Origin of the sequence: Enterococcus sp. AZ067 (genome assembly GCF_051715005.1) — a bacterium.
In the GTDB taxonomy this organism is placed as follows: Bacteria; Bacillota; Bacilli; order Lactobacillales; family Enterococcaceae; genus Enterococcus_D; species Enterococcus_D casseliflavus.
The window spans coordinates 2707860-2731053 of the sequence record NZ_JBIOSY010000001.1 but is presented as its reverse complement, the minus strand read 5'-3'; the positions used below and the strand labels follow the sequence as shown (position 1 = coordinate 2731053).

At 41.7% G+C, this 23194-nt stretch carries 23 protein-coding genes; 18 read left to right on the top strand and 5 right to left on the bottom strand.

Annotation, left to right across the window (positions count from 1 at the left end; all coding sequences use genetic code 11):
* Nucleotides 1-69: 69 nt before the first annotated feature.
* The 4 genes from IGI82_RS12975 (at nt 70) to rplS (ending at nt 2824) form a co-directional block, all read left to right on the top strand.
* Nucleotides 70-894: a hypothetical protein gene (locus tag IGI82_RS12975; protein WP_087627805.1), complete on the top strand. Its 825-nt coding sequence runs from the start codon at nt 70-72 to the stop codon at nt 892-894.
* Between the two features lie 155 nt (nt 895-1049).
* Nucleotides 1050-1574 carry a ribosome maturation factor RimM gene (gene rimM / locus IGI82_RS12970; RefSeq protein WP_010749728.1) on the top strand — a complete coding sequence of 175 codons (525 nt, stop codon included), beginning with the start codon at nt 1050-1052 and terminating at the stop codon, nt 1572-1574.
* Nucleotides 1564-2310 carry a tRNA (guanosine(37)-N1)-methyltransferase TrmD gene (trmD, locus tag IGI82_RS12965; protein ID WP_115232613.1) on the top strand — a complete coding sequence of 249 codons (747 nt, stop codon included), beginning with the start codon at nt 1564-1566 and terminating at the stop codon, nt 2308-2310. The genes rimM and trmD overlap by 11 nt, the downstream gene beginning before the upstream one ends.
* A 166-nt stretch (nt 2311-2476) precedes the next feature.
* Entirely contained in the window at nt 2477-2824 is a 348-nt protein-coding gene (gene rplS / locus IGI82_RS12960; protein ID WP_002357176.1) for a 50S ribosomal protein L19, read from the top strand.
* Nucleotides 2825-3053: 229 nt separating this feature from the next.
* Here the strand turns inward: rplS and IGI82_RS12955 are convergent, their stop codons facing one another.
* Entirely contained in the window at nt 3054-4106 is a 1053-nt protein-coding gene (locus IGI82_RS12955) for a zinc-binding dehydrogenase (RefSeq protein ID WP_074536033.1), read from the bottom strand.
* Nucleotides 4107-5417: 1311 nt separating this feature from the next.
* On the opposite strand from IGI82_RS12955, the gene adhP reads away from it, so the two are divergent.
* From adhP to IGI82_RS12915, 8 genes are all read left to right on the top strand, one after another.
* Nucleotides 5418-6431, top strand: a complete 1014-nt coding sequence (gene adhP, locus IGI82_RS12950) for an alcohol dehydrogenase AdhP (RefSeq protein WP_005229064.1) — start codon at nt 5418-5420, stop codon at nt 6429-6431.
* A 100-nt stretch (nt 6432-6531) separates the two neighbouring features.
* The gene (locus IGI82_RS12945; RefSeq protein WP_438842610.1) at nt 6532-7251 is read left to right on the top strand and encodes a helix-turn-helix domain-containing protein; all 720 of its coding nucleotides are present in this window, start codon (nt 6532-6534) and stop codon (nt 7249-7251) included.
* 261 nt (nt 7252-7512) lie between these two features.
* Complete coding sequence (locus IGI82_RS12940) at nt 7513-7917, top strand: VOC family protein (protein ID WP_195960891.1); 405 nt, start codon at nt 7513-7515, stop codon at nt 7915-7917.
* 192 nt (nt 7918-8109) lie between these two features.
* Complete coding sequence (locus IGI82_RS12935; RefSeq protein ID WP_005229076.1) at nt 8110-8535, top strand: Rrf2 family transcriptional regulator; 426 nt, start codon at nt 8110-8112, stop codon at nt 8533-8535.
* A 137-nt stretch (nt 8536-8672) separates the two neighbouring features.
* Complete coding sequence (locus tag IGI82_RS12930; RefSeq protein WP_005229078.1) at nt 8673-9320, top strand: NAD(P)H-binding protein; 648 nt, start codon at nt 8673-8675, stop codon at nt 9318-9320.
* 179 nt (nt 9321-9499) lie between these two features.
* A complete protein-coding gene (locus IGI82_RS12925; protein ID WP_015510123.1) occupies nt 9500-9961 on the top strand; it encodes a GAF domain-containing protein in 462 nt (153 codons plus the stop codon).
* 178 nt (nt 9962-10139) lie between these two features.
* Complete coding sequence (locus tag IGI82_RS12920; RefSeq protein ID WP_005229082.1) at nt 10140-10367, top strand: hypothetical protein; 228 nt, start codon at nt 10140-10142, stop codon at nt 10365-10367.
* A gap of 158 nt (nt 10368-10525) precedes the next feature.
* Complete coding sequence (locus IGI82_RS12915; protein WP_087627801.1) at nt 10526-11299, top strand: hypothetical protein; 774 nt, start codon at nt 10526-10528, stop codon at nt 11297-11299.
* A 74-nt stretch (nt 11300-11373) separates the two neighbouring features.
* Here the strand turns inward: IGI82_RS12915 and IGI82_RS12910 are convergent, their stop codons facing one another.
* Nucleotides 11374-11709 (bottom strand): antibiotic biosynthesis monooxygenase family protein, encoded by a 336-nt coding sequence (locus IGI82_RS12910; RefSeq protein WP_005229087.1) that lies wholly within the window; start codon nt 11707-11709, stop codon nt 11374-11376.
* A gap of 710 nt (nt 11710-12419) precedes the next feature.
* On the opposite strand from IGI82_RS12910, the gene IGI82_RS12905 reads away from it, so the two are divergent.
* The 4 genes from IGI82_RS12905 (at nt 12420) to IGI82_RS12890 (ending at nt 17077) form a co-directional block, all read left to right on the top strand.
* A complete protein-coding gene (locus IGI82_RS12905; protein ID WP_438842307.1) occupies nt 12420-14081 on the top strand; it encodes a peptide ABC transporter substrate-binding protein in 1662 nt (553 codons plus the stop codon).
* 188 nt (nt 14082-14269) lie between these two features.
* The gene (locus IGI82_RS12900) at nt 14270-15343 is read left to right on the top strand and encodes a dipeptide epimerase (protein WP_060792528.1); all 1074 of its coding nucleotides are present in this window, start codon (nt 14270-14272) and stop codon (nt 15341-15343) included.
* 21 nt (nt 15344-15364) lie between these two features.
* Entirely contained in the window at nt 15365-16276 is a 912-nt protein-coding gene (locus IGI82_RS12895) for a C40 family peptidase (protein WP_170927538.1), read from the top strand.
* A gap of 36 nt (nt 16277-16312) precedes the next feature.
* On the top strand, nt 16313-17077 hold the full coding sequence (locus tag IGI82_RS12890; protein WP_087627799.1) for a serine hydrolase: 765 nt from the start codon (nt 16313-16315) through the stop codon (nt 17075-17077).
* 53 nt (nt 17078-17130) lie between these two features.
* Here IGI82_RS12890 and IGI82_RS12885 read toward each other — a convergent pair whose 3' ends face one another.
* Nucleotides 17131-17832, bottom strand: coding sequence for a GntR family transcriptional regulator (locus IGI82_RS12885; RefSeq protein ID WP_010749712.1), 702 nt, complete (start codon nt 17830-17832; stop codon nt 17131-17133).
* Nucleotides 17833-18003: 171 nt separating this feature from the next.
* Here IGI82_RS12885 and IGI82_RS12880 point away from each other — a divergent pair, with 171 nt between their 5' ends.
* Nucleotides 18004-19308, top strand: a complete 1305-nt coding sequence (locus IGI82_RS12880; protein ID WP_015510115.1) for a PTS sugar transporter subunit IIC — start codon at nt 18004-18006, stop codon at nt 19306-19308.
* Between the two features lie 15 nt (nt 19309-19323).
* A complete protein-coding gene (locus IGI82_RS12875) occupies nt 19324-20739 on the top strand; it encodes a glycoside hydrolase family 1 protein (protein WP_438842306.1) in 1416 nt (471 codons plus the stop codon).
* A gap of 53 nt (nt 20740-20792) precedes the next feature.
* Here the strand turns inward: IGI82_RS12875 and IGI82_RS12870 are convergent, their stop codons facing one another.
* Complete coding sequence (locus IGI82_RS12870; protein ID WP_438842305.1) at nt 20793-21893, bottom strand: mandelate racemase/muconate lactonizing enzyme family protein; 1101 nt, start codon at nt 21891-21893, stop codon at nt 20793-20795.
* A gap of 508 nt (nt 21894-22401) precedes the next feature.
* Nucleotides 22402-22770, bottom strand: a complete 369-nt coding sequence (locus IGI82_RS12865) for an ACT domain-containing protein (protein ID WP_010749708.1) — start codon at nt 22768-22770, stop codon at nt 22402-22404.
* Nucleotides 22771-23194: the final 424 nt, after the last annotated feature.

Below are 23194 nucleotides of genomic sequence, written 5' to 3'. Positions count from 1 at the left end.
GACAGACAATCTGACTTGTTTGTCATTTTTTTTATTGAGGGGTATCCTTTGTATAAGGAGGGGAACATCATGAAAAAAGAACTAGGATTATTTGTTACGCTGCTAACGATTGGAACCTTGGCTGGCTGTAATAATCAAAAAGACCAAGAAACCAGTCAAGCCAGTACAGCTGAAACAACAGCAACGACTATGGTGGAAAGTACCCAAACACAAAAAAGTAGTCAATCAGAAACCAGTCAATCAACTGCATCGACTAGTCAGGCGGTTTCTGAGGATTCTTCAAATACGAGTAGCACCACAGACATCTATAGCCAAATACAAGCGGTATTCCCTGATCTTGTCTTGCCAAAGGACGTTCCGCTTGCTTCGGGTAAAGTGTTGAATGCTGCCACAGCTGGCAGTCAATCCGATGCCTCGATTCTTTATTATGGACTTGATCAGCAATTGTCTCTCAATGACAAGGCTTTGAACGAGGAAACACCGCTTGCTGCTTTTCAATCAAAAGAGTATCAATCAGCGGATGAAGCGGCTGCAGCGGTCAATGTAACAGCGGATGATGGCGGACAAGCCGTTGATCTCGGATATGGGATTACTGGGCATATGCAAGGAGCTGCTGGCTCCAGTTATTTAAGTTGGCAAGAAGGGAATTGGACGTTGACTGTTCGAGCGGTCAACCAAGAAGAACAAGATCCTGTGCCGGTTGCCAAAGAAGTGGTGGCGTATCTGGAAGATGCCATGCTCCCAGCGCCTGAGGTCGGTCAAATCACCATTGATATGGGAAAAAATGACCATACAGCAACTACCGTGGTCTGGCAACAAGAAAAGATGCTTCGAACGGTGCAACATCAAGATGCACGTTCAGCTTTGGAAATGGCCGTTTCAATGAATCAATAAGTTTCAGATTAGGACATTGCCCCTTTGATCAAGCGTCGAAGGGGTGTTTTTCGCGCGATGCTTTTGAGGAAAACAGGGGGCGCTAGGAAACGGCTAGAATTCGCTACTTTGCTATGCTAAAATAGAACAGAAGTTAGAAGAAATGGGGAACGAACGTGACAGAATATTTAAACGTAGGGAAAATCGTCAATACACATGGGATCCGTGGAGAAGTACGAGTGATATCACAAACGGATTTTCCAGAAGAACGCTACCGTAAAGGGGCTGAATTGACACTTTTTCGTGAAAATAAAGAGCCATTACCATTGATTGTTTCAGGTCATCGCAAACATAAAAATTTTGATTTGTTAACGTTTGAGGGCTATCCCAACATCAACGACGTTGAACCGTTTCGTAACGGCATTTTAAAAGTTACCAAGGATGATTTGGTGGATCTAGCAGAAAATGAGTTTTACTACCATGAAATTATTGGTCTGGAAGTCGTCGAAGAAGATGGCACAGTCATTGGTAAAGTCAAAGAGATCCTTTCACCAGGCGCCAATGATGTTTGGGTGGTTCAGCGAAAAGGGAAGAAGGATGCCTTGATTCCTTATATCGAATCTGTTGTTCATACCATCGATCTTGAAAATGGTCAGGTCATCGTTGAGATCCCAGAAGGGTTGTTAGACGATGAGAATTGATGTGTTGACACTATTTCCGCGAATGTTTGAAGGGCCTCTTGGAGAATCGATCATCGGTAAAGCACGGGAAAAGGGATTATTAGAAATCAATGTCTCTAATTTCCGTGATTATTCTGACAACAAGCATCAAACAGTGGATGACTATCCTTATGGTGGCGGAGCAGGAATGTTATTAAAAGTCCAACCTGTCTATGACAATATCAAAGCGATCGAAGAAGCGACACCAGAAACGAAAAAGCGGGTGATCCTATTAGACCCAGCGGGGAAACCTTTTGATCAAAAAATGGCGGAAGAATTCTCTACCGAAGAGCACCTTGTTTTTATTTGCGGTCACTATGAAGGCTATGATGAACGAATCCGTTCATTGGTCACTGATGAAGTGTCACTGGGCGATTACGTCTTGACTGGCGGCGAATTGGGGGCAATGGTCATGATCGATGCGACGGTCAGGCTATTACCAGAAGTTTTGGGCAATCAAACCTCCGCACAAACTGATTCTCATTCCACTGGTTTATTAGAGCATCCGCAATATACACGCCCGGCAGAGTTCAAAGGCATGAAAGTGCCGGAAGTTTTGATGAATGGCAATCATAAATTGATCGAGCAGTGGCAATTAAAAGAATCCTTGCGCCGAACGTATCAGCGACGTCCAGATATGCTGGAAACTTATCCGCTGACCGCTGAAATGCAGAAGCTTTTAAAAGAAATTGAAGACGAAGCGAAGACTGGCAAGTAAAATAGTGCCAGTTTTTTTGATATTCTGTGCCATGACAAGAAAATTCTCTTTACAGCCTATGGTCGACTGTGGTAAGATATCTCAGTGAGTGTAAACTCAACTATTACGATGTTCCGCTGGAGCTTTCATGCTTTAAGAATGTTTGGGAATAAGGAGAATGATAAACATGAATCCATTGATTCAAGAACTAACTCAAGAACAATTACGTACTGACATCCCAGCTTTCCGTCCTGGGGACACTGTTCGCGTTCACGCGAAAGTTGTCGAAGGAACTCGCGAACGTATTCAGTTATTTGAAGGTGTTGTCATCAAACGCCGCGGTGCTGGTATCAGCGAAACTTATACAGTTCGTAAAGTATCAAACGGTGTAGGTGTTGAACGTACCTTCCCATTGCACACACCACGTGTTGCACAAATCGAAGTTGTTCGTTACGGTAAAGTACGTCGTGCAAAATTGTACTACTTACGTGCATTACACGGAAAAGCAGCTCGTATCAAAGAAATTCGTCGTTAATCATTTATTATCAGATGAAGCAAAAGCCCTTGATTTCAAGGGCTTTTTTCTTTTGTTTGGCGTTATGTTCTATCATTTTAAAGTTCTAGAATTGATTAATTGTGGAAAAAGGGTAGGCTGTTACAGTGTTTTCTTTCTTCATAGATAAAAAGACAAAGTACTGGTTATAGTACTTTGTCTATCGAGAGGCTGTCCATTGTTCGGACGAGCTTTTTTTAATTAGCTTTGTCTATTCATCCCTTGAAACAACAACCATAGATTTGATCGTTTTTCGTTCCTGCATATCGGCATAGGCTTGGTTGATATCATCTAAATCATAGGTTTGGGTGAAAACGCGGCCTGGATTGATAGTACCATCAAGCACCGCTTTTAACAGGATTTCCTTATCATATGTTGTGACCGATGCAGATCCTCCCGCAATGGAAATGTTTTGAGCAAAAGTGGAACCGATTGGTCGATTGTCATAGTGAGGGACGCCGACATAACCTACACGACCACCATTATGCAATACACCAAGGGCTTGTGTAATGGCAGCTTCTGTACCAACACATTCAAGAGCAGCATCCGCGCCTCCGCCAAGGATCTCGCGTACCTTCGCGATTCCCTCTTCACCACGCTCAGCCACAACAGCTGTAGCACCTGATTGAAGAGCCATTTCTTGTCGATCTTTATGACGGCTCATTAAAATAATTTGGGAAGCCCCACGCATTTTTGCCGCGATGACAGCACATTGTCCTACGGCACCATCGCCAATCACGACGACTTTATCCCCTTTTTCTACATGTGCACAACGTGCCGCATGATATCCTGTGGGCATAACATCTGCCAAAGTTAAAAGAGACTTGATCATACCTTCCGTATAATCAGCTGGCTGACCTGGAACTTTTACAAGGGCCCAGTTGCCGTAATGGAAGTTGATATACTCAGATTGGAAACCGTTAGACCAATTCGTTGTGCCTTGATGACGGTCGCATGTGCCATCAAAACCGGCACGGCAAGCATCACATTCACCACAACCATGGGTGAAGGGGACGATGACAAAATCTCCAGGTTTCACAGTCGTAATGTCTGGACCGATTTCTTCAACGATGCCTAATGCCTCATGACCATCATTAACTGAATGAGGTTCTTTACTATCGCCATGGGCATACGACCAAAGATCAGAACCGCAAACACATGCTCGGACAACTTTAATAATAACATCATCGGCTGCTTGTAAAGTTGGCTTTTTTACTTCTTCCACTTTAACTAATCCTGCTTTTTCAAAAATTGCTGCTCTCATATAAATCCTTCTTTCTTAAGTTAGTATTGTTAGTATAAATGTTGAAGTTAACTTTAGGTCAAGAAAACGACACATCAAGAAATGACGTTCTCTAAAAAATTCCATTCAGGTTTTCCTTCAAGAGCAAACGTAGTGCTAACAAAAATAATTATTTCTATTCGTTAGCCGTTTCTTACGATGTTTCAAGTGGAGCATGCGCAAATGACGCCTGGAGACGGTTTGTCATTCAAACCGCCTGCCGTTTCTGAAACTTCTATCCAACTTCCCTCAATGCTTCATTTGGCGCAACAAAAATTACATGTACGTCAGAGTAACTTTTTTCATAAATGATTTTAGCTTATCTAGCAGAGGATACCATGAAATGATCGTCTAAAGTTTTGCGAAGACAGAATACTTTCTTCAGATTCAAGTTTATTTCCCTCTCAACAACTGTTACTGATCAGCAGTTTTTTATAAAAAAGGCAAAGAGGCAATAAACGGAGATTTTAATTAAACGTTCACTACACATGTAGGCTATAGAAGTTCATTTTGAGTGATTAGGTAGTTGCTGATTGATTACTATGTTTTTCCGTATTATGTGCCGATCGTAGTTGGGGAGCCTTTTGGGCTTTTTTATTTTGACACAGTAAGGCCAGGAAGCAGGTTATGGGATGTTTCTTATGCTGCGTACCGCTGGGTACCCTTGTATTTTGATGGGAACAGTCATCTGAGTGAAACGCAATGCCATCGATTGAAACTTTTTGTGGATACTTATCGGCTGTCCAATAATGACAGAGTACAGATTGTCGATTGTTTGATCGACCGCCTTTGTGCACTAGTTGCTTTTATGAGTAGAAAAGGAGAAGAAGGGAATGGAAATTTTCAGAAAAACATTGACGAGGGACATCTTGCTAAATACCAATAGGACATTCAGCGCCTGAAAGAAAATAAATCGCAAGTCATCGAAGGGATAAAAATAGAAGGATAGAAGAACAGTGAGTACAAATCATCCTACAGTCTTCTATCAGATCGTCTTGATGTTTTTTATTGAAACGATTGTTATTTATAGAGATGAATTTTCTCTATCTTTTTAATTTTTACTTTTATGTAATCTGGAAATAAAGAAAAAATTTTGAATGATTTCATTATTGTTTTCTAATAAATGATTACAGAAAAAAAGCAATAAATTCCCCTTTTTTTGATGACTTCTATGGTAATCTTCTCGATAGAGAACTTTCTTTTATCTAGCTATTACTGACCTCTATGCGTTAGTTAACTACTTCACAAATAAAAGGAAGTTCTTTATTTAATCGAATTGAAAGAGGTGTCTTTGTGAAAGCAGCTGTAGTATCAAAAGATAAGGTTGTAAAAATCGAGGAAAAAGAATTAAGAGCGCTTCGTCCGAATGAAGCATTATTGAAAATGGAGTGTTGCGGTGTCTGCCATACTGACTTGCATGTAAAAGATGGCGACTTTGGAGATGCATCTGGGATCGTACTCGGACACGAGGGAATCGGTAAAGTGGTTGCAATCGGTGATGATGTTACTTCTCTAGCAATCGGTGACCGTGCAAGTGTCGCTTGGTTGTATGAAAGCTGTGGATCATGCGAATACTGTGTGAACGGGAATGAATCATTATGCCGTTCGGTTAGAAATGCCGGCTATTCTGTAGATGGTGGTATGGCTGAAGAATGTATCGTTGTAGCTGACTATGCAGTGAAAGTTCCAGAGGACTTAGGTTCTGCTGAAGCCAGCAGCATTACTTGTGCAGGTGTAACCACATATAAAGCGGTAAAAGTTTCTGACATTAAACCAGGTCAATGGATCGCCATCTATGGTTTAGGGGGACTAGGAAACCTAGCCTTACAATATGCTAAAAATGTCTTTAATGCAAAAGTGATTGGAATCGATATCAACGACAAACAGTTGGACTTCGCAAAAGATCACGGCGCTGATCTTGTAATCAATCCTGCGAAAGAAGATGCGGCAAAAATCATTCAAGAAGCAACCGGCGGCGCACATGCAGCCGTAGTAACAGCTGTTTCAAAAGCAGCCTTCAATTCTGCTGTTGATGCTGTTCGTGCGGGCGGTACGATTGTAGCGGTCGGTCTCCCACCAGAAAGCATGGACTTGAACATTCCTCGACTTGTATTGGATGGGATTAAGATTGTCGGTTCCCTTGTTGGAACACGAACTGATTTAGCAGAAGCTTTCCAATTTGCAGCGGAAGGGAAAGTCGTTCCTAAAGTAGTCATGCGTCAGTTAGAAGAGATCAACGATATTTTTGATGAAATGCTTTCAGGAAAAATCAAAGGACGGATGGTCATTGATTTTCAAGAGAAATAAACGAAAATAGAGAAACCGACTATGAATTTTTAGCGAAGGAGAAAATTTCGTGTGTAATTTATTGATCATTGACAGCGAAGAGCGAAGAGCAGTTAGCGAGATGATTCGTTTGATTGATCGTCATTTCCCAAATGTCATCTTGCTTCCAATGGTTGATTCGAAAAAAGCACTTCAGCGTACCTGTCTTGAGCAGATGGTTGACATTGCAGTGATCAATGCGGATGGCGAAGAGGACTGTTTTGAATTATACAAAGAGTTGCTTTCTTTTTATCCGAATGCAAAAGCAATTTTGTATTCTGCAGTAGAAAGCTTTGCGATCGCTCAAAAAGCGTTGCGATACGACTTGATCGATTATTTGGTCGAACCGATCACCAATGATTTTGTTTATGCATTGGACCGAAAGATTCAATCCATCAATCAGATTTCCTTGCTGCACGTCGAGAAAAACAATGTAGCTTCTCCTTCGCTTTCTTTAAGACATAAGATATTGCGCTATATTCATGAAAATTATAGAGAACATATTACGTTAGACACTTTAGCAGATCACCTGCATTTAAGTCGGTATCACACTAGCCGTTTGATCAAGAATACATTAGGAATGACCTTTTCATTGTACTTGATGATTTATCGTATTGAAGTTGCCAAAAAAGAACTCTCAACAAGTGATCGATCGATCAGTGAAATTTCTGTTAGAGTAGGATTCAATGATCCAAATTATTTTAGTAAGAAATTTAAAAAAGCAACTTCTTATACGCCCAAAGAGTATCGAAAAATTTATCGTGGGAAAGTAACCGTGATCGACTCAAGACTTGAGCTTTGAGTATTAAATAAAGTAGTTTGGGCTGATTGTATTAGCGAAAACATGATTCTTTGCTAATGCTTATCAAGTTACTTTTTCATAGATGAGAAAAGCTAAAAGGCCTATGTGTGCAAGGCCTTTTTTTACTTGAAAAAAATTTTGGATCAGGTTATTCAGACTAGCAGCAGAGGACAAAGACTGATGTTTTTGTGAATGAACCGATAGGTGCTATAATGAGAACGGATTCAGCAGTGCAGCTTACCAAAGAAAGGGAGCAAGAAAATGGCGAACAAAATGGTGTTTATTAACTTGCCTGTCACTGATATCAAACGTGCAACATCCTTTTATGAAGCGCTGGGGTTTGTAAAAAATGAAGAGTTCTCAAACGAGACCAGCAGTGGAATGGTTTGGAGTGAATCGATTTGGTTAATGCTGTTAGAACATGCGTTTTACCAACAATTTCTAAATGGTAGAAGTATTGCAGATACAAAGAAGACGAGTGGCGCATTGATCGCGTTTAGTTTTGACACACCAGAAGAAGCAAAAAATTTTGCAAAAACTGCTGAAGAAAATGGTGGACAGTCGTTCCAAGTTGATATGGGGATTCCAGAGGACATGATGGTCGGTTATGAAATCGTTGATCCTGACGGCAATCAGATTGAGTCTGCTTGGATGAAGGGCTATTAGCAAAGTGCTCGTTTAAATAAAAAGGAAAAAAATGGTTCAGTATGCAGTTCCCTCAAGAAGTTAGGCTTTTGTGCTAACTTTTTGAGGGCTGCTTTTTCTTGATGGGATCCTCGAGTTTTGTAAGATTGGTCAGTACCCTTTGTCTAAATCTGAAAAAAGAGGTATGATACAAGAAAAAGGAGTGGAGACGAAGTGAAATATTCAACGAAATACAGCGACGCCATTCACATCCTCGCTTACATCCACCTCTTTAAAGGAACTGATCTATCAAGTGATCGGATCGCCCAGAGTGTTGAAACGAATCCTGCTTATGTTCGCCGGATTATGAGTGATCTGCGTATTGCCGGATTGATCGAAAGCCAAAGAGGAAAACCAAACCCTAAACTAACGAAGGAACCATATGAGATTTCTTTGTTGGACATCTATGCGAGTGTTGAAAAAGATCAGCATCTTTTACATGCGGACAAAAAGACCAATCCCAATTGCTTGATTGGGGGGAATATCCAAACGGTATTAGAGGAAACTTACGACGTGCTGCAAAAGAAAATCGAGCAAGAGATGAGCGCTATCTCGCTACAATCCATCATTGACGGCATTCAAGTAGAAGCCAATCATTAAAAGTGTCACATGGAAGGCTGTAAAAAAAGAACTTTCACCTGCTAGGCAAATTCTTGACAGGGAAGAAAGTTTCTTTTATACTCTAGTTGTAACTTAATTAGTAACAACTGATTTTGAAAAAAACAAAAGTAGGAAGGATGATCATTATGAAAATCGGTATTATTGGCGCAACAGGGAATGCAGGTTCAGCAATTTATCAAGAAGCAGTACAGAGAGGACACGAAGTGACTGCTATCGTGAGAAATGAAGCGAAGGCCAAAGAACAACTTGGTGAGACGGTCAAAACACTTACAAAGGATGCTTTTTCTCTCACAGAAGAAGAGCTCAGTGACTTTGATGTGCTTGTTGACGCGTTTGCGACAAGTCCTGACAAAGCTTACTTGCATGTGGATCTGGCAGCAAAATTAGTGCACCTGTTTCGAGAAAAAAACACTCGTTTGTTCTTCATCTTAGGAGCCGGCAGTTTATTCAATGAAGCTGGGGAACGTAATCTCTCTGAGTTGAAAAAAGCACCAGGAAGCGAAAGTTGGATTGCGATTCCAGAAAATCAGCTAGACGAATATCTCTTTTTAGAAACAGTCAAAAATGTCCCTTGGGTGGGGATTTCTCCTGGGAATGTCTTTCAAGAAGGACCAGCTAAACCAGCGATTTTAGGGAAAGATCACTTACTATTCAACGAACAAAAGCAATCGGTGACATCTAGCGGTACGTTAGCTAAGGCAATTATCGATGAGATCGAAACAGTACAACATGAAAACACCCGCTTTACTGTGATTGATGCCTAGTAAGTTTTCAAAGACGACTGAGAAGGAAATGCCATGAGTAGCGTTGACTATTGGTACGAGTGGATGGATAGGCTATTTTAGGCAACAGTTCTTTTTTCACATTATTGTTTCCCATACTCAGTAATTTAGACAAGACAAATCCTCTGTCTTTGCTTATAATCAAGGACAGAGGTGAGAAAATGAATAAAAAAATCGAAGCGTATGAATTGATGCTTCTGCAATTAAAAGGATTACTAGAAGCAGAGAGTAATTGGATCGCTAATCTAGCAAACTCTTCTGCTTTATTAAATGAAACATTGGAAGATACGGTGTTTGCCGGCTACTATTTGTTTGAAGAAGGCGAACTGATCTTAGGCCCGTTCCAAGGAAGAGTATCTTGCACCAGAATCACTATGGGCAAAGGGGTTTGTGGAGAGTCAGCGGCAAAACAAACGACATTGATCGTCCCGAATGTCAAAGAACATGAGAACTATATCTCTTGTGACTCGGCAGCTATGTCTGAAATCGTTGTTCCTATGATAGCTGATGATCAATTGATTGGTGTGTTGGATATCGATAGTGGCAAAACGAACAGCTATGATGAGATCGATCAGAAATATCTTGAAGAATTTGCGGCGATCCTAGTAGCGAGTCGTAAATAAATCGTCATTTCTTAATAATTAGCAAAAAACAATATAACGTTTACAAAGCAAGTGTTCATTGAATAATGGGCACTTTTTTCATTTTTGTTTTAAATAGACATGCATATCGCTTTATTTTATTAGAATTAGATGATAAGATGATAATACAATTAGAGAAACGAGTAGTAAGGAGCGCATTATGGAAGCAGAAACAATTGTATTAGGTAAAGCATATGAATGTAAACCAGTCGGCTTAGAAAGCCGCGTTATCGGAGAAGTGGTCAGAAAAATGGAACGTTGTGCCGTTTTGCATGTGATCCGTTATGAAGAGACTGATCATGACGAGCTTGAAGAACGTTGTGGAAGAGTTGTGGCAAAATACAATGAGATCTATCAACCAGCATTGGTTGAATGCTTTTCTAGCTAAGGGTTAATCCCAATCAAACGAAGCCATGCACGTAAACCAATTCCCTTAACAAAGGGGCTGTTTCTTGGAAGCAGCCTCTTTTTTTGATTCTTGGACACCGCTGCGTAGAAAAATACATGCTATAATGGGCGAGAAACTAGCAGAAAGCAGGGAGCGAAATGGAATTAGAAAAAACGGTCATTGATGACAAACAGATGCTTTTTGAATTGCCGAAGGAAGCAGGGCAACTGCAAATTGTTAAAGGAAAACTTATTGAAACAAAAGACAATACCGTCCTTTTAGCCATAAAAGAAGGCCAATTACTATCAGTTGCAGATGAGAAAACATTTGATAACAAGCAAGAATATGATCGCTTAATGATCCTTACACCACCTTGGGAGATCATGGCGCCATACTTAGCAGCCTATTATCAAGAGAAATATCAACTGTCCAATGCTTCCAACGCACCTATCGTGATTCCACAGGAACTGCAACAAGGGGTCGCTATTTGTGCGGAACCATTTGATTGCTTGATCGATTTTCTGGGTTATGTATCTACCAGCAAAAAGGAAACGAAAGCTGTGAAAAAAGGGGGTAAGCCTCGTCATAAATGGTCAAAAGAATTACAAGATGAACCCTTTATGGTGGATTATCAAGGAAGTACAGCAACGGTCTATTGGCAGAAACGCAACGAGGTTCGAATTGAAAAAGGCGCTACCTTGCGTCAAGAGGTTCCTTTGAACAAAGACGGCTCGGTGGGCTTTTCAGCTCGATTAGCAGAAAAGATACGGCAAGAGAATCAATCAGCGATCAAAGAGGGACGAACGATTAAAGACGTCGTATTAAAAAGTGTCAATGAGGTCGGCATGTTTCTTTACTATGGGGGAACCAATGGCTGGCTTCAATTAAAAGATCAGCAAGGAAGAACCCTGAACGAGCGAACGGTGGTATAGAAAAGAAAGACACTGAAAAAGAAAGCGATCCACCAAAGCGAACAGAATCAGCTTTGGTGGATCGCTCGTATAGGTTAACTAGGAGTAGGCTCTTCATCGATCAAGACAAATTCTTGACCTGTTTTGGACAAAACAAGGCTCGGTTTTGCAGTTCCTTCCTTTTCTGCTCGATACGCCTCTCGGTGCTTTTGCAGATGTTCGGGGCGTTTTAACCAAGCTTGAAATGCTTTTTTCTCAGTCCATTTTGACACCAACTGGAAAACGAGGCGGTCTTTTGATTCTGAAAACCAAGCTTCAGCAGAGTGACAGCCAGCAAATGTTTTCATTGAGGCGGTATCTTTTTTCATTTTAGCAAGAAAGATGTCTTTGCCTTCTGGAATGACTTCAAATGCGACGGTACGGATATACATGAAATTCCTCCTTTGACTGTGAGTGATTTCATTTAGTATAGCGCTAATTGAGAATCATTGTCAATTAGCGTAAGGAATTTGTACGTTTTTATCGATTTTCACTTTTTGATTAAATCATTCAAAAGCCTTGAACAAATGAAAAAAGTACGTATAATTAATATACGTACTGAAGAGTCCGAAGAGTATTGGAGAAAATGGATACTTGGGGAAGTCTTTCTTTTCTCACGTGCAGTACTCTTCGTTTGTTTAGTGTACCACTCACATTTTAAAATAGATACGTTTTTTTTACTTTCTGAGGAGATTTCTTTTATTCCTTGAGTTGAAAGGCAAAAAAGTGGGAAGGCTCTGAGAAAGCGCTATGAAGACGAAATTTATGTCTTCTTTTTTTGTGTGAAAGGGAAGGAAAATTAAGAAAGTTTTTTTATCCATTTTACCTGCGAAATGATGTATAAGAAAGTATCAAAAGTTCTGATTACTAGAAGATCAGGACTTTTTTGTATGCTTTCTTGGCACGACTCCTTTCAACGATATTCAGTATAAAGTCGCTCTTTTCTACTTTTTACATTCAGAAGAGCGCTTCTGACACAACCGTGTAACCTCTTACATTTTTTGGTCGTGTTAAATTGACAGGCTGCATAAACATGCGGTAAACTCGGTACAACAAACAGAATTTTTTGAATTATCTGAATGTTAGAAGGAGATGAGTAAAAATGGGGAAACGTAGCAAATATGCAGTATCGCTTGTGTTACTAGGCAGCTTATTTTTAGCAGCTTGTCAAAATGGCAATGAAGATAACGAGACGGATTCATCAGCCGCTTCTTCTGCAGAGCAAGTGATCAATGTGCAATTTTCGGCAGAGATGGGCAGTGCAGATATTTCTTTAGCAACCGACTCTTACAGCTTTATCACGTTAAACAACGCCTATGAAGGTCTTTATCGCTTAGATGAAAACAATGTTCCTGTGATCGCTGGTGCAAGCGAAAACGCTGAAGTTAGTGAAGATGGGCTTTCTTACACCATTTCACTGCGGGAAGAGGCAAAATGGTCCAATGGCGATCCAGTTACTGCAGCTGATTATGTTTTTAGCTGGCAACGCACCGTTGATCCAGCCACTGCTTCCAATTATGCTTATATGCTGGCACCAGTTAAAAACGCTGCCGCTATTTCAGATGGTACGCTAGATAAAAGCGAGTTAGGGATCGAAGCAGTCAATGATCATGAATTGAAAATCACGTTAGAAAAACCGACGCCTTACTTTTTATCTTTACTGGCTTTTCCAACTTTCTTCCCGCAAAACGAGCGTGTCGTGGAAGAGTTCGGTGACCAATATGCCTTAACCAGTGAAAACGCGGCGTACAATGGACCATTCCTATTGACCAATTATGCTGGACCAGGCACCGACATCCAATGGACATTGGCGAAAAATCCCGATTATTGGGATGCCGATTCGGTCAAACTTGAAACAATTAACTTTGATGTCGTGAAAGACTCATCGACCGCTTATAACTTGTACGAAAGCGGACAAGCCGATGACATTATTTTAAGCGGTGAATTGGCGATGCAGAATGTGAATCATCCTGATTACATTGTTCAGCCTAGTGCAACCACTCAGTATTTAGAAATGAATCAAGCACCAGAAGATTCGCCTTTTCGAAATGCAAATCTGCGCCAAGCCATTTCGTATAGTATGAATCGACAACAAATCGTTGACAATATTTTAGGCAACGGCTCCTTACCGGCGGTCGGTTTTGTTCCTTCTGACCTAGCGTTTAATCCAGAGACAAAGGCTGATTTTGTCGAGGATGCGGCAACCACGTTAGCCTTTGACGAAGAAAAAGCCCAAGAATATTGGGAAAAGGCAAAAGCTGAACTGGGTATCGATACATTGTCTTTTGAACTGTTGACATCAGATACCGATCAATCGAAAAAAATGGCAGAATACATTCAAGGCACCTTGCAGCAAACACTGGATGGGCTGACTGTCGAAGTCACAAACGTTCCATTTTCTGTGCGCTTGGATCGTTCAAATAGCGGCGATTTTGAGATGGTCATGAACAACTGGATCGGGGATTATGCAGACCCAATCAACTTTTTGGAATTGTTCAAAAAAGACAGTTCCTATAATCGTGGAAAATGGCTAAATGATGACTACAATCAGTTGATCGAACAAGCCTCCAATGAAAATGCTAACGATCCAGAAGCCCGTTGGGAAAATATGGTAGCAGCAGAAAAAATCTTAAACGACGACTTAGGCGTTATTCCACTCTTCCAAAGTGCTGAAGCACATCTACGGTCGCCAAAAATCAAAGGCCTCATCGTTCATAGTGTTGGCGCGGCCTATGATTATAAAAATGTCTTTGTCGAAGAATAAGGAGAAAAAAGCTCCTTTTGTCTATTCATTGTCTGACTTCGCCAAAGAGGGCAGCAGACGAGAAAAACGTTACTAGAATGTTTAGCAACTTGATAACAAGGAATAAAGCAGTTCTTTTTCTAGCAGCGAACAATGACGTATTCATTTTAGCTAGATAAGAACTGCTTTTCTTTTTGGGAGGAACACCAATGAAAATCACAGCAGTTGAAACCAAACGAATTCCGATCCAGCTGAATGCACCCTTTAAAACGGCGCTCAGAGAAGTGCACGCCGTCGAAGTGATTCGAGTGCTGCTTTTTTTTGATAATGGGATCGTTGGCATCGGAGAAGCAGCACCTACCGAAGTGATCACCGGTGATACAAAAGAAAGTATTTTAAAAGATATCGAAACGGTCTTTGCCCCGTTCCTGTTAGGCAGAAAGGTAGATGCCCAATTGCTAGTAATGGATGAGCTTCATGCGCTAATCCAGCATCATACGAGCCCTAAAGCGGCGATTGATATCGCGTTGCATGATGCACTGGCAAAAGCGGCCAACTTGCCTCTTTACCGCTATTTAGGTGGTTCTGCCAATACACTGACAACCGACTATACGATCAGTGTTGGCTCACAGGAGCAGATGCTGCATGATGCCCAAGCGAAAGTCCAGGCGGGATTTCGCTCCTTGAAAATCAAACTAGGGGCAGGAACGATCGAAGAGGAAGTTGCGAAAATTCGCCGCATCAATGAACGCTTGGCAGGAAAGATTCCCTTTCGAATTGATGCGAATCAAGGCTGGACCAAAGAAGAAGCGGTGCAGATTTTAGACCAATGGCAAGACATTCCGATCGAGTTTGTTGAACAGCCAGTAAAAGCCCATGATTTTGCTGGACTCAGCTATGTGACTGCTCGTACGACGATTCCAATCATGGCTGATGAAAGTCTTTTTTCCTATGAGGATGCCAAGCGTTTGATTGCTGAAAACTGCTGCAATTATTTGAACATTAAATTGATGAAAAGCGGCGGGATCAAAGAGGGACAAAAAATTTATCACTTGGCAAAAGAGCATCAAATGCCAGTGATGGTCGGTTCGATGATTGAAGGGTATGGGGGAATGGCGGCAGCCGCCCATTTTGCCTTGGGGATGGCCGACGTCCAATTTTATGATCTGGACGTTCCTTTTATGTGGGAGACCCAAACGACTTCCCCTGAAATGCAAGGGATTCTTCAGCGTCCAGGAAGTTTGAGAGTCACCGAACGCATCGGTCTAGGAATCAACGAATAAATAGTTATGAGAGGAGCAAAGATGAAACAAATTGTTCAGGCTGGCTCTTCCTTCTTATGGAAGGAACCCAAAGAAAACAAAGTACTAGCAAAAATCAAAGCATTTCCTTTGGAAGCGCTGCACACTTTTTTGACTGATGAAGATACGATGCGGCTTTATCAGGAAAGCTTAGTGGACTCCGAAGTATTATATGGGACGATAGTAGAAGTCTTCACCCAAACGGATGGTTGGTCCCATGTGATCGTCTTGGATCAAAAAAGCAATAAACACCCACTCGGGTATCCCGGTTATCTGCCGAACGAGGTATTGAAGCCATTGCCACCAGATTATGCACCAGCTAAAAGAAGGATTGGGGTGATTGCAAAAGAAGCCGTGCTTGTTTTTGACTCGACCACACGACTTGTTTCTTTTGGAACAGTTTTACCACTTGTTGGGGAAACCGCAGATTCCTATCAAGTGGCTACGCCTAATGGACCAGCAACGATCGCTAAAGCTTTTGCTCACGTCCTATCGGACACATGGGCAAAGCTCCCAGAAAAAATAATAGCCTTAGCAGAACAATTTATAAACCAGCCCTATGTCTGGGCAGGCATTAGCGGCAGTGGCTTTGATTGTTCTGGATTCATGTATTCGCTGCATCGACTTCATGGTATTTTAATCCCCCGAGATACGATCGAGCAAGCACAACAAGCAAACATCGTACCTTACAGTCAGGCACAACCAGGGGATCTGCTGCTGTTTGCTTATGAAGAAGGAAAAGGCGAAGTCCATCATGTCGGTCTATATTTGGGGGATGACGAAATGATTCATTCAAGAACACCTGGGTCACGGGTCATGAAAACCAAAATCACTGGCTCTAATTATGAACCAGAACTCGCAGTTGTGGCGCGTTATTGGCAAAACCAGCCGAATGCATCACAGGAATGCTCATGAACATTCTTTTCATGATCGTAAGGAAAGGGGCATTTGATGGGAAAAGATGACTTGCGTGTAGCAATTAAGCCTATCCTAAAAAACTATCAGACAACCTTGGAAATGGGTTTATGGATCGGTACGCCAACGGAATGTCTCATTGACTATCAGAGTCAAAAGTCGTTTTCGGCAGCGAGTATCAGTAAGCTTGTTTTGTATGCCTATTATCTTGAACAGATTATCGAAGAAAAAATCGATCCGCAACAGCTGATCGGTGTGAACGCCGTTGATCTGACAGAGGGTGCTGGGGTGATCCGTCTTTTTCCTCAGAAGAAAGGTTGGACCATCAGTGAGCTTCTCACGGCGATGATCGCCGTATCTGATAATACTGCGACCAATGTACTATTGGACTTAGTAGGGTTGCCCACGCTTCAGGCCTGGATTCAGGAGCCAGAGATTCAATTTGAACGGTATATGATGCGACCGATCAAAGACAAAGAGAACCGCTTGACCCCCTCGGCGGCTGCTAAACTACTACTAAGGTGTGTTAAACGAGAAGAAGCTGCACTAGGGTTTTCACCCTTAAATCAGCAGCAATTTCAAGAAGGATTAGCGGGAAATTTTGCGGAAACTGCGTATCCTGCTTGCCGCATTTTTAATAAGACAGGCCGTCTTGACCGCATCGAACACGATGTAGCGTATTTACAAGCCAATGAAACGACGATCATCATTGCGGCATTTTCCTATGATAAAACCGGTAGTGGTCAAGGGATCAGTTGGCTAAGAGAAATTGGTCAAACAGTCTATCAGCAATATTTTTAAGTAAAATGCGCTGCGTATCGCTCCTCACTCAGAGGCACTTGATCCGCAGCGTATTAATTATTTACAACAATAAAATCCCCCATATCATAGCGGTGCCGTGATTGGGAAAATTCAAAAGGCGTCCCATCGCCGAGGTAAACTGTTTGCTCAACTTCTAAAATGGGATCGGTGGCAGCACAAGCTAAGTATTGCTGGTCATAGGTGTCTGCACGATCCGCTTTGATACGACGGACAGATGTTCCAATCGAGGAGTGGAGTTGGTTCGTGATGTAGCTATAGACTGAAGAGGATAAGACTTCTTCGGTAATGCCAGGAATGACATGAAGCGGCATGATGGTATACTCTAAAACAACGGGTACATCGTCAAATAGACGCAGACGAACGATATCATAAATTTGCTGGTCACTGCGAATTTTTAGTTTTTCTTGTTCTTTCTCATCGGGAAAAAGAATGGCAAAAGAAATGATCTTGCTGGTGATTTTTCCTGTCTCTCCAAGGCGCTTCGTCAGCCCGCGATTGATCTTGGCGTTGTAATCGAAGGTTGAATAGGAATCACTGATAAACGTACCCGTGCCTTTTTTACCGTAAATAATGCCTTCCATTTGTAAAATATTCAATGCTTTTTGAATCGTCACGCGGCTCGTTTGATAATCCGCAGCCAGTTCGGATTGCTTCGGCAATTTTTTCTCTTCTTCGTAAAACCCGTGATTGATTTTGCTCCGTAAATCGGCAGCGATGTCATGGTAGTTCGCCATTTGCTTCACCTCAAAATAATAATAAATGATAAAACGAAGTATGTAAACTTGGAGCTTTACATACCCTGTTTTGAAGGCTTTTCCTGCGTTTACATTCTTCAGCAAATGAATTACATTTGTAATGTAATCGTTTTCTAAAAATTGAAGAATAGGGGTATAGGAGGGAGTTTTATGCAAGGATTTATGGATCGACTCGCTGACGTTTTAGGAAAGTTTGCCAATAGGATCAACAATTTACGCTACATCATGGTCATTAAAAATGCCTTTGCTGCTTTGATTCCAGTAATCATTACAGGGGCATTTGGTACATTGTTTTCAGCAATGGTTTTTGATGCTGAAAATGGATTGGCACAAATCGAGGCACTGCGCTTTTTAGAAAGTTTAAAACCGATCTCATCTGCGGTCAGTTATGTGACGTTGAGTTTCTTAACGATCTATGCAGTGTTTCTGATTGGGATTGAGCTAGCAAAATTAAATAAGATTTCTGGGGTCTTTCCAGGAATCATCGCAGTGATGTCTTATCTTTCTGTTAATCCAATGATCTTTGAATTTTTGCACGAAGATGCGACGGTGGTTGCCGAAAACGTGCTGGCTAAGCAATATACTGACACGAAAGGCCTATTTTTAGGCATGTTCGTTGCGATCGTTTCCATCGAGCTTTATGCGTGGTTAGGAAGACAAAAACGGCTGCAGATCACGATGCCTGATAGTGTTCCAGGGAATGTTTCGGCAAGTTTTTCGGCATTGTTTCCAACGATTTTCACCGTGACCATCATCGCCACCGCTGGTTTTGCTATCAAAGCACTCACAGGGATGTATGCTTACGATATCATCTACAATGTCGTCCAACGACCACTGGAAGGGATCGTCCAAGGATTACCAGGTATCTTGTTGTTGATGTTTATCGCACAAGTTTTTTGGGTCATCGGGATTCATGGGAACCAGATGGTCAAACCCATTCGCGAACCATTGTTGCTGGCAGCGATCGCTGTTAATACGGAAGCTTTTGAAGCTGGAAAAGAAGTACCCAATATTATTACGATGCCGTTTTGGGATATGTATATGAGTATGGGCGGCTCTGGGGTTACGATTGGGTTGCTGATTGCGATTTTGATCGTCGGCAAGCGGGAGGACATGCGCCAAATCACTAAATTGTCATTAGCACCTGGGATTTTCAATATCAATGAGCCAGTGATCTTCGGAATGCCAATTATGCTGAATCCCATTTTGGCGATTCCCTTTATCCTGACACCGTTAGTAACAGGAACGATTGGGTACGTGGCGACAAGTCTAGGCTTTGCCGCTAAAGCGGTGGTAATGGTCCCATGGCCGATGCCACCGATCGTCAATGCTTATCTAGCTACTGCTGGGGATATCGGGGCTGTGATCACGCAAGTGATCTGTATTGTCGTGGCAATTTTGATCTATCTACCTTTTGTTTTGGTAATGAATCGTACGACCAATGAAGTTGCATAAAGGAGTTTTAAAAAAATGGTAAAAATACCTGAAACATTTATTTTAGGGGCTGCTTCGTCTGCTTGGCAGACAGAAGGCTGGCAAGGAAAGAAAGAAGGGCAAGATTCGTATCTCGACCGCTGGTACAAAGAAGAACGCTTTGTCTGGCATAATGGCTACGGGCCGGCTGTTGCGACGAATTTTATGGAAAAGTTTTCAGAGGATGTTCAACTGATGCAGGAGGTTCATTTGACCCATTACCGAACATCAATCAACTGGGCGCGCTTCTTTACCGACCATGAACAGCTGATCGTTGATGAGGATTATGCTGCTCATATCGATCAGCTTATCGACCAATTGCTTGCGGCTGGGGTCGAACCGATGCTTTGTTTGGAACATTATGAACTGCCAGCTAGTTTGATGGATGCCTATGATGGCTGGAGCTCGCGGAAAGTGGTCGATCTATATACTCGTTATGCCGAAATCGCCTTCGAGCGTTACGGTGATCGAGTCAAACAGTGGTTTACCTTCAATGAGCCGATCGTTATTCAGACTCGTTGCTATCTCGATGCGATCCGCTGGCCCCATGAGCAAAACACAAAAAAATGGATGCTTTGGAATTATCACAAAGTATTGGCATCCGCCCAAGCGGTGGCTGTCTATCATGAAAAAGGCTATGAGGGGCGCATCGGTTGTGTGCTAAATCCAGAAATGGTTTACGCACGATCTTCCTCACCAGAGGATCAAAACGCGCAAAAAATGTACGATCTTTTTTTCAACCGAATCTTTTTTGATCCAATGGTTAAGGGGCATTATCCAGATGAACTTATCACACTTTGCCAAACCTATGACATCTACTTTGATCCGACAGAAGAAGATTTGGAAACGATCCGCACCCATACGGTGGATTTCTTAGGTGTCAATCAGTACTACCCGAAACGCGTGCGGACACCACGATATCAATGGCATTCGGATACACCATTTCATCCAGAAATGTTTTATGAGACCTTTGATTTGCCAGGAAAACAAATGAATAACTCCCGTGGCTGGGAAATCTATCCGAAGGTCATGTACGATATGGCAAATTATCTTAAGGAGAATTATGGCAATATTCCATGGCTGATCACTGAAAATGGTATGGGGCGGGAAAATGAAGAACAGTATATGGATGCCACAGGTCAAGTCCAAGATGACTATCGGATTCAGTTTATTACCGAACATCTTTACTGGCTGCTAAAAGCCGTCGAGGAAGGCGCCAACTGCGAAGGCTATATGCTTTGGGCATTTACCGATTGTGTTTCACCTATGAATGCGTTCAAAAACCGCTATGGTCTTGTACGAGTCGAGCTAAATGAAGAACGGACTCGGTCATTAAAAAAATCAGCCGCTTGGTATCGTTCCCTGATTGATGAACGGTGGCTTCCATTTGAAGAAAAACCATTGATTCTGTAATAAAAACCCACGCCGATTTCCTCATCCTAAAGGAAATCAGCGTGGGTTTTCAGTTAAAAGGGTTGTTTATGAGGAGCAAGTTTCTCCCAGTCAAAGGTGACGCCAATCCCTGGTTCTTCTGGTGCAATCGCACAGCCATCGGATGGATCGATCACTAACGGTCTCGTGGTGTATTGATCGATTGGGAAACTGTGCATTTCGAGATACCCAGCATTAGGCATCGCTGCTAGTAGACTAACGTGCAATTCTTGCATGCCATGTGTAGAAACAGATAAGTTACTTGTTTGTGTTAAGGCAGCAATTTTCAACCAGCCGGTGATCCCACCGCAATTGGAAGCGTCGGGTTGCGGAAAATCGACATTGCCATATTTGATCATATGAGCAAATTCGATAGGGGTGCGCAAGTTTTCTCCGCCTGCCACCGCAATTTGCCCTTCTTTAGCGATACGAGCGTAGCCTTCGTAATCTTCGGGGATCGTTGGTTCTTCAAGGAACAAAATGTCATAAGGCGCCATCAGTTTGGCGGCTTTGATCGCTTTTTCAACAGACCAGCTCATGTTGGCATCCACCATAAAGACAACATCGGGACCAATCAATTCTCTGACCGCTTTTATTCGAGCAATATCTTCGGCAAGTGTTTTTTGTCCCAATTTGATTTTGACCGCTTTTAATCCCATGTCTAAATATTTTTGATTATTGGCTAAGAGTTTTTCAAGAGGAAAGTTTAGATCAATCGCACCACCATAGCATTTTACTTTGTTGCTTGCGCCGCCTAAAAGTTTGTAGAGGGGTTCTTGTGCTTTTTTCGCACGTAAGTCCCACAAGGCGATATCACAAGCCGCAATGGCGAAACTTGCTAAACCGCCTCTGGCAACATAGTGGATGCCCCAGTTCATCTGATCCCACAAGGCTTCCACACATGCTGGATCTTTCCCTAAAAGGATCGCTTTTAGTTCTTTATCGATCAGTTTGGCGATCGATTCGCCACCGAAGCCACCAGTATACGTATAGCCGACCCCTTCACGTCCATCATCAGTAACGATCTTGACGATAGGCACTTCAAAGTGGGAGTGTAGGCCATGCTTCGCATCTTCCATGATTTCTGGAAGAGGTATCCGATAATACGCTGTTTGTACATCTGTAATTTTTGCCATTAAAAATCCTCCTCAAATTAATGTTCACGTGTGCATTTTAATGTTAACGTTTGCATAATCATGGTAGCATGGGAAGGCGAGATTGACAAGGCTGAATTTTCTCAAATTCAAAACTTTAAAAGAAGGAGGATCGCTATCGAAGGAATCGCATCTCATCAACTGATGCTTCATGGAACCATTTAGAATATAAACAGATATAGGGAATATTAGCTAGAAATGAAGTGAAACCCCTATAAATTGTCACAAAATAGCATTTTGTTTATTTTTAAAGCATAGTTATTGAATAAAAATCATTTTTGTATTATGATTATCTTAACAACGAGCAATGAAGAGTACTGGGGCAAATGAAAGCTTGGGGAAGTCTTTTATTTGGGATACCCAGTACTCTTATCTTTGTTAAACGACAAGTGAAATACAAAAGAACGACTGAACTTCTTTGGTTCAGTCGTTCTTTTGTATTTCATAAAGCGAGCGAGAGTAACTTATCGTAAGGAAGAACAAGTTTTTCTCAATTGACAAAGGAATAATCATTGGCGGTTAAAACAGTACGAGCTTGTTCTACCTGATGTTCCTTGATTAAAATATAATCAGTATTGAAGGTAGAAACAGCAAAAATACTGATTGACTCCTCGGCTAGAAGGGAAGAGATTTTTGCAATAATGCCAATTAAGCTAAAATCCAGCACACCAATTATTTTCATCGCTTTCCATCCATCTTCTCTGTTTAGTGTTTCAGCTGGAACCTTTGCCGTTGGTAACACCAAAGAAAGTTCTTCTGACGTATGGGCAAAAAATAGAGGAACGATCTTCAGTATCGAAGGATCAATACGCTCTACTTGGATGACAGAAAAAGAGGGTGCCAATAAGGTCAGTTTCATTTAATCACGTCCTTCGTTTGATGCAATCATCATATCAAAGGATAAGAAAGAAGGGAAGGCGATTATCATTTGATCACGTATGATTCTAAGCGTTGTGTCGTTTCTGCGAGACGTAACAGACGGGTAGATTCTATACAGAAGAAAATAAGCGGTTAAAACTGATGGGTATACCTTTGTTTCTGGAGAAGAAGAAATATCAATTGGATCCGCAATCTATGCTGAATCAGATTTGAAATCAATCGAGTTAATAGAAGATAAATAGCACTCAATCATAAATCAATGGTTGAGTACTATTATTGTACATAAAATTATGGTGGACAGAGGAATGGAATATAAATCACTAATTGTTTGATTGGAAGAAAAATTGATACTGAGGATCATAAAGAGAAGAAGGAACATGCTAAATTTTACGAAGACCTTACAA